The following is an 11,263-nucleotide window of genomic DNA, read 5'->3' as shown; positions in this document are numbered from 1 at the left end:
GCTTTTGCCATTCCTTGCAGCAATCCCGGGCGATTGCCAGTGTCACATGCGATTGCGCGCACCTTTCAGCCGAAGCGACACTACGACGTGATGTGCGCGCAATTCGGCGGTCGCTAGGCGAGCGCCGCGTGTAGATAACTTCGATCCCGGCCGAAAAGTTCCGGACCCCGTGTACGCGGTGATGGCGGGACCGTACGACGAGGAGTTCTTGCCAGCCTCGGCAGGATTCGTATGCTGCGCGAACGGATCGGCACGGCGACCGTCGGCGTGCCCGCCGCTAAAGAAAGAAAAGTATCGGGAGGACACCATGAAAATCACGCTTCTCAAAGCGCTGGGCGTTGGCGTGGCGATCGGCATGTCGGCGGCATCGTCGGTTTCAGCAGCCGAATGCATCGCACCCGCCAATCCCGGCGGAGGCTGGGACTTCACCTGTCGCCAGATCGGCAAAATTCTCTATGACATTGGCCAGGTCGATCAGCCCGTCCAGGTCACGAATATGGCGGGCGCAGGCGGCGGCCTGGCCTTCTCGACAGTTGTTGCCGAACGCAGCAAGGATCCCGAGCTGATCGTCGCGGCCTCATCGGCGACCACGACCCGTCTGGCGCAGAAGGCTTATGGCGACGCGACGGCTGATCAGGTCCGCTTCGTTGGCGCGATCGGTGCCGATCCGGGCGTCATCGTGGTTGCGGCCGACAGCCCCTTCCAGACGCTCGCCGACCTTGTGGAAGCGATCAAGGCCGATCCGTCCTCCGTTGCCTTCGCGGGTGGTTCAGCGGCAGGCGGTTTCGACCACATGAAACCGCTGCAAGTGCTCAAGGCCGGGGGCTTCGACGACATTACAGCGGTGAAATATATCGGCGTCGATGGCGGCGCGGATGCGATCACCCAGACAGTCGGCGGCTTCACCCAGGCGATGACCGGCGACATGTCGGAGATCGTCGGCTTCCTGCAATCGGGCGAGGTTCGCGCACTGGCGGTTTTGACCGAAGAGCGCGTACCGGGCTTTGACGACATCCCGACGGCCAAGGAACAGGGCTATGATGTGGTTGCCGTGAACTGGCGGGGTCTTTACGTGCCCGGAGGCATCTCCGACGAAGACTTCCAGAAGTGGGCGGACCGACTTCAGGCCGTGGCGGACAGCGACGAGTGGCAGCAGGCTATGGCCGACAACGGCCTCGCGCCCTTCACCAAGGTCGGCGCCGATTTCCAGAACTGGATCAATGATGTGGTTGCCCAGACCGAGGAACTCAGCCGCGAAATTGGTGTGATCCAGTGATCCGTACAGACCGCGTCTTCGGTGTGGTCGTGATCCTTGCGGCGCTCGCGTATATCGCGAGCGCCTACAACCTTCCCGCGGGCAGCATGTTCGACAGGCTCGGGCCTAAAGCATTTCCGATTATCGTCGGCGTTGGAGCGCTGATCTGCGCGGGCTTCATGGTGCTGCGCCCGGATGAGGAGCCGGACTGGCCCCCGATGTCCACGATCTTGGCCCTAGCTTTTGCGACCATCATTCTCGTTGGCTACGCCTATGCGCTGAAACCGATGGGCTTTATCGTGCCCACGGCTATCGCCGCCGGAGTACTGAGCTATCAGATCACGCCCAGGCCGGTCGCCGCAGCGCTCGTGGGCGTCGGGCTATCGGTCGGGCTGTTCGTAGTCTTCAAATATGCGCTGGGGCTAAGTCTGTTTGCCTTTCCGCGCGAACTCATGGGCTGAGGGGCTCTCGGCATGGACATTCTCGGGAATCTCGCGCTCGGCTTCTCGATCGCGCTCTCGCCCTACACTCTGATGCTTGCTGTGATCGGCTGCTTCCTCGGCACAATCATCGGCGCGCTGCCGGGCCTCGGGCCGTCGAACGGGGTCGCGATTCTCATCCCGATCACATTCACGATGGGCCTCGATGCCACTGCGGCGCTCGTCCTTCTGACCTCGGTCTATTACGGCGCGATGTATGGCGGGCGGATCAGCTCGATCCTGCTCAACATCCCCGGCGACGAACCGGCGATGATGACGACACTCGACGGATATCCGATGGCCAAGCAGGGCCGCGCGGGTGAGGCACTTGTGATTTCCGGCGTCGCCTCCTTCGTCGGCGCCCTGCTCGCCACCATTGCGCTGGCGCTGGTCGCACCCTACCTCGCCCGGATCGCCTATAAGTTTGGGCCAGCTGAGTACTTCGCGCTCTACACATTGGCCTTCGCCACGCTCGGCGGCATGGCGTCGAGGAACCAGGCCAAGGCGGCGCTCGCCTCGTTCATCGGCTTGGCCATCGCGCTGGTCGGCCTCGACAACAATTCGGGCTTCACCCGCTTCACCGGCGGAAATCTTCATCTGAGCGACGGGATCGACTTCCTAGTCGCCATCGTTGGGCTGTTCGCGGTGTCCGAGGTTTTCTTCTTCATCGAGTCGCACGGCAAGGACAGCGCCGTGGGCGTGAGGCTGGGCAAGGTCGTCGTGCCCTGGGCCGAGATGTGGTCTACCCGCTGGACGATGCTTAGGTCGTCGGCCGTCGGATTTATCGCAGGCGTCCTGCCCGGCGCTGGCGCCTCGCTTGGGTCCTTCCTTACCTACATGATGGAAAAGGGGATCGCGGGCGACAAGGGCGGATTCGGCACAGGGGTTGCCAAGGGGGTCGCCGCGCCGGAGGCGGGCAACAACGCAGCGGCAGGTGGTGCGCTCGTGCCGATGCTGACGCTCGGCGTGCCCGGTTCCGGCACGACGGCGGTGCTGCTTGCCGTTCTCATGACGCTTAACATCACGCCGGGGCCGACGCTTTTCGCCGACCGGCCCGAGGTAGTCTGGGGCCTGATCGCGGCGCTTCTCATCGCGAACTTCGTTCTTCTCCTTATGAACGTGCCGCTCGTCAGGGTCTTCGTGAAGGTCCTGATGGTGCCGCCGGCGGTTCTACTGCCCGGGGTCACCATGATCTCGTTCGTCGGGATTTACTCGCTTTCGGGGAGCTATTTCGATCTCGTCCTGATGATTCTATTCGGCGTCATGGGCTATGCCTTCCGCAAGATGGACATCCCGACCGTTCCGGTAATCCTGGGGATTCTTCTCGGCTATCAGATGGAGAACAACCTGCGTCATGCCATGACTCTGTCGGGCGGCGACTGGACCTATCTTTTCGCTTCGCCCATCTCGATCGGGCTCTGGATCTTTGCCGCCGCCGGCTTTGTCGCGCCGATGTTCCTGCGCGGTCTTCTGAGGAGGCCGACTGTCCGCGATGCAGACAAAGTGACCGACTGATGGCGCACGCGCGGGTTCTGATTCCCACCGGGGCGCTGGGCCTCGGGTACGACCGCGATGCGCTAGCGCGTGGCGTTGCGGCGCGGCCTGACATCATCGCGGTTGATGGAGGATCGACCGATAGCGGTCCGGCCTATCTCGGGCGTGGCCTGTCGAAGTATTCGCGGACGACAACCAAGGCTGAATGGCGAGAGTTGATGGAGGCGCGGGCGGCAGCAGGAGTTCCTCTGGTGATCGGAACCGCAGGCACTTGCGGCGCCGACGCGACCGTCGACTGGCTCTATGACATCACATGCGAAGTCGCGGCGGAACTCGGCCAGAAGCTGATAGCTGCAAGGCTCTACTCAAGTCAGAATCCCGAGGATATTGCGACTTCGTTCGAGGCAGGTCGAATATCCCCACTCCCCGCCGCGCCGCAAATCGGGACAGATACGATCCGCGCGTGTACCAATATCGTGGCGCTAGCCGGCGCCGAACAGATAACCGCCGCTCTCGCAACGGGGGCGGACATAGTAATCGCCGGGCGCACGACAGACACGGCAATCATCGCCGCGCTGCCAATTTCCCGGGGGTGCAATCTCGGAGCGGCCTGGCATGGCGCGAAGGTCGGGGAATGCGGCGCGATCGCAACGACCAACCCGGCGTCGGGCACGATCCTGGTCGATTTCGACGAAGCAGGATTTACACTTACTCCGATGGGTGAGGCCGCTCGAGGCACGCCCTATACCGTGTCCGCGCACATGCTTTACGAGAATACCGATCCGTTCATGCTTTGTGAACCGGGCGGCGTGCTTGATGTCACTGCGGCAAGCTACATTGCTCTCGACGATCGGCGCGTGCGCGTCGAGGGGTCGATCTGGCGGCCGGGGCCTTACACGGTGAAGCTGGAAGGCGCGCGGATAGCTGGATACCAGTGCATATCGCTGACTCTGCTGCGCGATCGCCGCTACGTCGCTAACGCGCGCGGCTGGGCGGCGGAGGTCGAGGCGCGGTCGCGCTCGGACGTGATCTCGCGGATGGGCCTCGCCGAGAGCGACTTCGATATCGAGTTGCGGCTGATCGGTGTGGACGCCACGCTCGGCCCGCTGGAGACGCCCGGCGCAGATCCTCGCGAAGTCGGCGTTTTGGCCATTGCGACCGCACCGACCGAAGTGCAGGCGAGCGAGATCGGCAAGATCCTCAACCCCTACCTTCTGCACTACGCGCTGACCGATGACGAACCGATGCCGACCTTCGCCTTTCCGTTTTCACCCGCGGAGATGAACCGTGGCGCAATCTACGAATTCTGCCTGAATCACGTGCTCGCGTTAGATGACCCCATGGCTGCATTTCGTCTTGTCACCGATAAAGTCGGCCATGGCTGAGCTAGGCCAGATCGCCGCGAAGATACGGTCAAAGAACGCCGGTCCGTTCTGGCTGACGATCGACATTTTCTGCGGGAGCAAGGCGGCGTTCGAGCGGATAACGGCAGGCTTGGGTACGGCGCGCGTAGCCTCAGTCTTTCGGGCCGATGAAGCACAGTTGAAACGTTTCGACATTGCCGCGCTCAACGTCGTCAAGTTCTCATTCCCGCGACCAGCGGTGCAGGGGATGCGTTCGGATCGCGACATGCACGGTGCTGCTTGGGCAGTTCTTCTCGAAGAGCTGGAGATAAATTGAGGTCAGGCGGCCGCGCCGAAGATGCGGTCACGATGCCGGTCAAGATAGATGCGCAGCCAGGGCGTGAAGCGATTTGCGTGTTCCTTCACCTCGTCAAGAAGCTCGGCCAGACCGATCCATCGCACGTCCATCACTTCCGCGGGGTTCGGTGACCAGGCGAGATCACGAGACGCCTTTGCGACGAAGACATCGACGACCTCGTGTTCAATCATCCCGCCGCCGACATCGGCGCGGTACTCGATCTGATCCGCAAAAATCGGGTTGAGGCTTTCGATGCCGAGCTCCTCGCGCAGCCGCCGCACCGCGCATGCATCGGGCGCCTCGTCCCAATGCGGGTGCGTGCAGCAGGTATTCGCCCAAAGTCCCGGCGTGTGATACTTGCCGAGCGATCGGCGCTGGATCAGGACATGATCGCCACTGAGGACGAAAACCGAAACGGCCTTGTGCCGCAAGCCTTCGACATGCACGGCAATCTTGTCGTACGGCCTGAGCCGTCCATCGACCCAAGCCGGGATGAGGGCATCCATCGTCACGAAGGCTGTTCGGCCGGCTTTTCCTGAGCGGCCGTACGACGCGCCATTTCCTGACGGTAGAGCTGCACGAAATCGACCGTATCGATGTTCAGCGCCGGGAACCCTCCGTCGCGGGTCACGTCGGAAATGATTCGACGGACGAACGGGAAGACCATGCGCGGGCATTCGATAAGCAGGAAGGGATGAAGCTGATCCTCCGGTACGCCCTCGACATGGAAGATCGAACCGTAGTCAAGCTCGAGCAGAAACAGAGGTGTCTTGTCGGCTTTGTTGTTCGAGGTGACCTTGAACTTGCTCACCACCTCGTACTGATGGTCGACCGAGCGCTTTCGCGCATCAAGGCTGACCTGAACCTGGATATCAGGCTGCACGTCGGCGTTGGAAACGCCCTTTTGAGCTACGACATTTTCGAAGGACAGATCACGGATGAACTGCCCCAGAACCTGCATCTTGATTTGCGGCGCCTGGCCCTGCGCTGCACCGTTGCCTTCCTCGGCCATCTCGGTCTCTCCCAAGGTATTCGTTGCCCGGCGGTGTATCACCTTGGTCCGCCCGCCTCAATGGCGTGTCCAGCCGGACGGATTTCTAGGAAGGCTTTCTGCTTCCGGCTCGATTTCCTGAAATTCGCCGTCGATAATGTCAGGGCGATGGGGCTCGCGCCGGGGCGGCGCGCCTCCGACTGTGAACCGCTGAACTTCGATCCGCGCGGCAAGCCATCGCAATACCGCCGCGCGCACTCCAGGCACGAGGAGCAGAAGCCCAACCGTGTCTGTGAAGAACCCCGGGGTCAGCAGCAACGCGCCGGCAAAAAGGATCATCGCTCCATGGGCGATCGGCTCTGTCGGATCGCGAAGCTCGTTTAACGAACTTCGAAGACGCGAAAGCGCCGCAGAGCCCTGCATCCGGACCAGCCAACTGCCCGCAATCGCCGTGGCGAGTACGATGGCGAGTGTGGGCCACAGCCCAATCAGGCCGCCCACTTTTATGAAAAGGCCGATTTCGATCATCGGTACGGCGATGAACGCAATCAGTAGCCACATGCCATTTCCTTTCAGGTCGTGCGGTGGACTTGACCCCACCCGTGACTTACATAAGTGGATGACGCCAAAGTTTCCAACCCTGCCGCCGGAGATCGCGGCGCAAGAGGCCGCGCGCATATGAACAGTTCCGTCATCCAGCTATTGGTTCTCGCCGGGATCGCGATTTTCCTGATCCTGCGGTTGCGCAGCGTTCTTGGGACGCGCGAGGGTTTCGAAAAACCGCCGCTGCCCGCGCCCGGGTCGCAGGGGCGCCGGGACCGGTTCGAAGTGATCGAGGGTGGGCCCGACCGGGACATCACCGACCACGTGCCCGAAGGCTCTGACGCTGCGCAGGCACTCGCGGCGATGAAGCAGGCGGAGCCGAGCTTTTCCGTTTCGGAGTTCCTCGGCGGTGCGCGGGGTGCTTACGAGATGATCCTGATGGCCTTCGAAAAGGGCGACCTTGAGAGGGTGAAGCCGTTCATGTCCGAGGACGTGTACGACACTCTGGCCGACGTAGTGGCTGCGCGTGCTTCTCGCGGCCTCACGGTCAAGGCCGAGTTTCTCGGTATTCGCGAGGTGACTCTGCACGATGCCGAGTTCGACCCCGAAACGAGCGAAGGCGAGGTCGCCGTGCGCTTCGCGAGCGAACTGATTTCGTCGGCGCGCAACGCGGCAGGCGAGATTGTCGAAGGCGACGCAAAGGAGGTGCGCCGGCAGCGCGACACCTGGACCTTCGCGCGCAAGATGGGGTCCGACGATCCCAATTGGCAGCTCGTCGCCACCGGCGAGTGATGTCGGGACCTTGGCCGGAGATGCTCCGGCTCAGCGGATGGTCCGACGACGATCACGAAGCGGCGCTTTCCGCTTATGCCTCCACTGCCGACTTGCTTCCAGACGGCTGGCCAAGGCCCGATGGCGACTCCGCACGGCGCTTCTTCGAACGGAACTTTCATTTGGCCAGCCCGGTGCCGGCGCTGGTCACCGGCTACTTCGAGCCCGAACTTGATGCCAGGTCGCGCCCGGAGGGACCGTTTCGCTACCCGCTTTACGCCGCGCCGGCGGATCTGCCGGATGGCAAACCCTGGTATAGCCGCGCCGAGATCGAGGAGGGCGGCCTGCTAGCTGGCCGCGAACTCGTCTGGCTCGCGAGCGCGCTTGATGCCTTCTTCGCACAGGTCCAGGGCTCCGTTCGCGTCCGCCTTCCCGGCGTGCGCGGATGCCGGTTCGGCTATGCCGGAGCGAACGGTCATGCCTACCGTTCCATCGGGGAGGAGCTTGTCCGGCGCGAAGCCATCGCCGAGACCGATATTTCGATCGGTGCGATCCGCGACTGGTGCGAACGCCATCCCGACCAAGTGCCCGCACTTCTGCGTCACAATCCGTCGTTTGTTTTTTTCCGCAAACGCGACCTGCCGGCGAATTCGGGACCAATCGGTACGCTGGGGCGGTCCGTCTCAGCGGGGCGGAGCATTGCCGTGGATCCCGCCTATGTCCCGCTCGGCGCGCCGGTTTGGCTTGAAACCGAGGCGGGTGGTCGGCTCACGGTCGCCCAGGATACTGGCAGCGCGATCAAGGGAAGCGGGCGTGCCGACCTCTTCTGCGGCACAGGCAGCGATGCGAGCGATCTGGCTGGATCGATGCGCGACTCAGGCAGAATGTTCACATTCCTGCCGCGCCAAGATGCCGAAAGGACCCTCAGATGACGCGCCGGCCGCGTGGTCTAAGCCCCGAAGAGCAGGAGCTCTGGGGCCGGGTGGCGGCTACGGCCCGCCCGATCCGCCCGGTCGCTCCGACCGCGTCTTCCGATGGTGCACCGGCGAAGCAGATACGATCTGGCCTGCCGCACCCAGATTTCCGGGCCAGCACGACGGTGCGGCCACTGACAGCGATCAGAGATGCGTTGCCGCAGTTGAACCAATCTGCGGCCATGCCCCTCCGCATGGATCGACGCCTCCACACCGCGCTGATCCGGGGCAAGTTGCGCCCGGAAGCACGGCTCGATCTGCACGGTATGACGCTGGCCGAAGCGCATCCGGAACTCATCCGGTTTGTCCTGTCCGCGCAGGCCCACGGTAAGCGGTTGGTTCTGGTCATCACCGGCAAGGGCCGGCGCGGCGCCGACCCCGGCCCGATCCCGGAACGCATCGGTATTCTGCGCCATCAGGTGCCGCATTGGCTGGCACAGCCGCCACTCGGTGGTGTCGCGTTACAGGTCCTTCCCGCTCATCAGAAACACGGCGGTGCGGGCGCATTCTACGTCTATCTCCGACGCGCGCGCTGATCCGCGCCTGGAGTTAGTTCATCGCGCCCGACAGCGTCGCGACTGGCGACAACACGACCCCGGTTGCGCTTTGAACCGTCAGCACCGCGCCCGGAAGCAAACCCGTCCGCCCAGTCTGATCGCCCGCAAGGGCCGCGTCCACGTCACGCATGCTGCCCAGGATCGATATGAGCGCGCGAGAGTTGCCTGCGTCGAAATGGCCCGCACCGGTCGAAAAGGCCGTCGTGTCGAGAAGCGTAACATTCAGATCCGCGACCTCGGTCACATCGGCGACATTTCCCAGCCGATTGCGCTGGCCCGTCAGGCGCGCCGAAAGCGCTAGCGCACGGTCCTTTCGCGATGTGAAAATGAGAAATGGCTGCGGCAACTCTCCGATCCGAAGCGCCTGGGCCCGGAACACGTCGACGTCGAGATCGGGCGACATCAGCACAACGGCCGCGATCCGATCCAATCGCTTGTGATCGTCTTCAATCGCGATCTGACGCAGCGCCTCCATCGTCAGCGCCGAACCCATCGAGTGGGCAACCAGGATTACGCGATCAGCGCCGGCCGCTATGACCTCGTGAATCAGATGCTCGAGCCCGTCGCGGGCAAAAAGTGCACTGTCGCGATCGTAGGCATAGCCGAGCGGGTGGGCGATCGAGGGCCAGGAATAGTGAATCAGCGCACCATCGATACCGATGTCATGTCCAAGCTGGGCGAGCCTATAGGCGCCTTCCGCGAAAGTGTTGTTGAAGCCATGAACGAAGACAATCGCCTCGCGTCGGCCGCGCCGCTGCCGCCCAAGCGCATCTGCGAGATCGGCGCGAAATGCGGGCGCGTTCCGATAAAGAACCTCGCGCGAGGTGAGGAATTCGGTCCCGGGATCGGGCGGGCGGTTCTTTCGCGGCCATTTGATCTCACCGGGCTCGCGCTCTGGCGGAATCGTCACGTCGAGGCGCGCGAAGCGGGTTGATTGGTTGCGCTTGCCGCTGAACAGCTCTCCGGTCTCGGGGTCGGCTGCACGGGTCGTGCCGATGTAAACTGGCTCTGTTACGCCGATTTTAGCCGAGTCTGGCATGATGACGATTGCGCCCCGCGGCGTGCAGGCCGCGAGCGTGACACAAAGAAACAGGATTGCGACAGTCCGCTGCACCGCCTCGCCCGTGACTATTTCCCGTCCGTGATAGCCCGGCTTTGGTCGCCTCGCCAGAGGGTCAGAGAACGTAGCGGCTGAGATCGGTCGACCGCGCCAGGTCTCCGATGTTTTTCTCGACGAAAGCGGCGTCGATCATCACTTCGTCGCCGGATCGGTCCGGAGCCGCAAAGGACAATTCTTCAAATACGCGCTCCATCACCGTGTAAAGTCGTCGCGCCCCGATATTCTCGACGCTGCGGTTCACCTCGGCCGCGAAGTTCGCAAGCGCGGCGATCCCGTCGTCCGAGAAATTGACGGTGACCTTCTCAGTTGCCATGAGCGCGGAATACTGCCGCGTCAGCGCATTGTCGGTCTCGGTCAGGATGCGGACGAAATCCTCCTCGGTCAGCGCCCTCAGCTCGACGCGAATCGGAAGGCGGCCCTGAAGCTCGGGCAAAAGGTCCGACGGTTTGGCAATGTGAAATGCACCCGACGCGATGAACAGGATATGGTCGGTCTTCACCGGCCCATATTTCGTGCTGACCGTCGTGCCCTCGATCAAGGGGAGAAGGTCGCGTTGCACGCCCTCGCGGCTGACATCGGCGCCGCGGGCATCAGCGCGGGCGCAGACCTTGTCGATCTCGTCGATGAAGACGATGCCGTTTTCCTGCACCGCATCCAAAGCCGCGGCCTTGACGGCCTCATCGTCCAGAAGCTTGTCGGCCTCTTCGGAGACCAGCACCTCATAGCTTTCGGCCACCGTCATTTTCTTGCGCGCGCGCCGCCCGCCGAACGCCTTGCCGAAGATGTCGCCCAAATTCATCATTCCCGCCCCGCCCTGTTGTCCGGGAAGCTCGAACATCGGCAATTGCGGCATGGCCTCGGCCACCTCGAGTTCGATCACGGTGCTATCGAGATCGCCCTTCTTAAGCCGTGTGCGGAACATCTCGCGCGTTTGCTCGCGGGCATCCGCCCCCGCGATCGCCTCGATAACCCGGTCCTCGGCGGCCTGCTCGGCCCGCGCCTTAACCTCTTCGCGCATCCGCTCGCGCGTTTCAATCATCGCGGCGTCGGCCAGGTCGCGGACGATCTGCTCAACATCGCGCCCGACATAACCGACCTCGGTGAACTTCGTCGCCTCGACCTTGATGAACGGCGCCTTTGCAAGCTTGGCGAGCCGCCTGGAAATCTCCGTCTTGCCGACGCCCGTGGGCCCGATCATCAGGATGTTCTTCGGATAGACCTCCTCTCGCAGATCGTCCGCCAACTGCTTGCGGCGCCAGCGGTTGCGCAGCGCAACGGCGACGGCTCGCTTGGCGTCCTTCTGAGCGATGATGAAGCGGTCGAGTTCCGAGACGATCTCGCGTGGAGTCAGATTGGTCATGTGAGCCTGTTACTTGAT

General features: G+C 62.9%; 13 protein-coding genes. 8 read left to right on the top strand and 5 right to left on the bottom strand.

The annotated features are described in order from the left end of the window. Positions 1-307: 307 nt before the first annotated feature. From DEA8626_RS12835 to DEA8626_RS12815, 5 genes are read left to right on the top strand one after another with little or no spacing between them, the layout of a single operon-like run. Positions 308-1,276, top strand: a complete 969-nt coding sequence (locus DEA8626_RS12835) for a Bug family tripartite tricarboxylate transporter substrate binding protein (RefSeq protein WP_108853638.1) — start codon at positions 308-310, stop codon at positions 1,274-1,276. Continuing rightward, positions 1,273-1,716 (top strand): tripartite tricarboxylate transporter TctB family protein, encoded by a 444-nt coding sequence (locus tag DEA8626_RS12830; protein ID WP_108853637.1) that lies wholly within the window; start codon positions 1,273-1,275, stop codon positions 1,714-1,716. Before DEA8626_RS12835 ends, DEA8626_RS12830 begins: the two co-directional genes overlap by 4 nt. Before the next feature lie 12 nt (positions 1,717-1,728). Beyond that, positions 1,729-3,249 carry a tripartite tricarboxylate transporter permease gene (locus DEA8626_RS12825; protein WP_108853636.1) on the top strand — a complete coding sequence of 507 codons (1,521 nt, stop codon included), beginning with the start codon at positions 1,729-1,731 and terminating at the stop codon, positions 3,247-3,249. Continuing rightward, on the top strand, positions 3,249-4,613 hold the full coding sequence (locus DEA8626_RS12820) for an acyclic terpene utilization AtuA family protein (RefSeq protein WP_108853635.1): 1,365 nt from the start codon (positions 3,249-3,251) through the stop codon (positions 4,611-4,613). The genes DEA8626_RS12825 and DEA8626_RS12820 overlap by 1 nt, the downstream gene beginning before the upstream one ends. Further along, a complete protein-coding gene (locus DEA8626_RS12815) occupies positions 4,606-4,908 on the top strand; it encodes a DUF4387 family protein (RefSeq protein ID WP_108853634.1) in 303 nt (100 codons plus the stop codon). The genes DEA8626_RS12820 and DEA8626_RS12815 overlap by 8 nt, the downstream gene beginning before the upstream one ends. A gap of 2 nt (positions 4,909-4,910) precedes the next feature. Here the strand turns inward: DEA8626_RS12815 and idi are convergent, their stop codons facing one another. Genes idi through DEA8626_RS12800 form a run of 3 tightly spaced genes read right to left on the bottom strand, consistent with a single transcriptional unit; the run spans position 4,911 to position 6,481 of the window. Continuing rightward, on the bottom strand, positions 4,911-5,435 hold the full coding sequence (gene idi, locus DEA8626_RS12810) for an isopentenyl-diphosphate Delta-isomerase (RefSeq protein ID WP_108853633.1): 525 nt from the start codon (positions 5,433-5,435) through the stop codon (positions 4,911-4,913). A 2-nt stretch (positions 5,436-5,437) separates the two neighbouring features. Further along, positions 5,438-5,941, bottom strand: coding sequence for a protein-export chaperone SecB (secB, locus tag DEA8626_RS12805; protein ID WP_108853632.1), 504 nt, complete (start codon positions 5,939-5,941; stop codon positions 5,438-5,440). 57 nt (positions 5,942-5,998) lie between these two features. After that, on the bottom strand, positions 5,999-6,481 hold the full coding sequence (locus tag DEA8626_RS12800; RefSeq protein WP_108853631.1) for an FxsA family protein: 483 nt from the start codon (positions 6,479-6,481) through the stop codon (positions 5,999-6,001). Positions 6,482-6,598: 117 nt separating this feature from the next. On the opposite strand from DEA8626_RS12800, the gene DEA8626_RS12795 reads away from it, so the two are divergent. From DEA8626_RS12795 to DEA8626_RS12785, 3 genes are read left to right on the top strand one after another with little or no spacing between them, the layout of a single operon-like run. Next, a complete protein-coding gene (locus DEA8626_RS12795) occupies positions 6,599-7,255 on the top strand; it encodes a Tim44/TimA family putative adaptor protein (RefSeq protein ID WP_108853630.1) in 657 nt (218 codons plus the stop codon). A 20-nt stretch (positions 7,256-7,275) separates the two neighbouring features. After that, complete coding sequence (gene mltA, locus DEA8626_RS12790; protein ID WP_181366443.1) at positions 7,276-8,166, top strand: murein transglycosylase A; 891 nt, start codon at positions 7,276-7,278, stop codon at positions 8,164-8,166. After that, positions 8,163-8,744 (top strand): Smr/MutS family protein, encoded by a 582-nt coding sequence (locus DEA8626_RS12785; RefSeq protein WP_108853628.1) that lies wholly within the window; start codon positions 8,163-8,165, stop codon positions 8,742-8,744. Before mltA ends, DEA8626_RS12785 begins: the two co-directional genes overlap by 4 nt. A 13-nt stretch (positions 8,745-8,757) precedes the next feature. Here DEA8626_RS12785 and DEA8626_RS12780 read toward each other — a convergent pair whose 3' ends face one another. Further along, complete coding sequence (locus DEA8626_RS12780; RefSeq protein WP_108853627.1) at positions 8,758-9,879, bottom strand: alpha/beta hydrolase; 1,122 nt, start codon at positions 9,877-9,879, stop codon at positions 8,758-8,760. 61 nt (positions 9,880-9,940) lie between these two features. Then, positions 9,941-11,245 (bottom strand): ATP-dependent protease ATPase subunit HslU, encoded by a 1,305-nt coding sequence (gene hslU, locus DEA8626_RS12775; protein WP_108853626.1) that lies wholly within the window; start codon positions 11,243-11,245, stop codon positions 9,941-9,943. Between the last annotated feature and the right edge of the window lie 18 nt (positions 11,246-11,263).

This window comes from Defluviimonas aquaemixtae (genome assembly GCF_900302475.1).
Lineage (GTDB): Bacteria > Pseudomonadota > Alphaproteobacteria > Rhodobacterales > Rhodobacteraceae > Albidovulum > Albidovulum aquaemixtae.
This window is presented reverse-complemented; position numbering and strand designations above follow the sequence as displayed.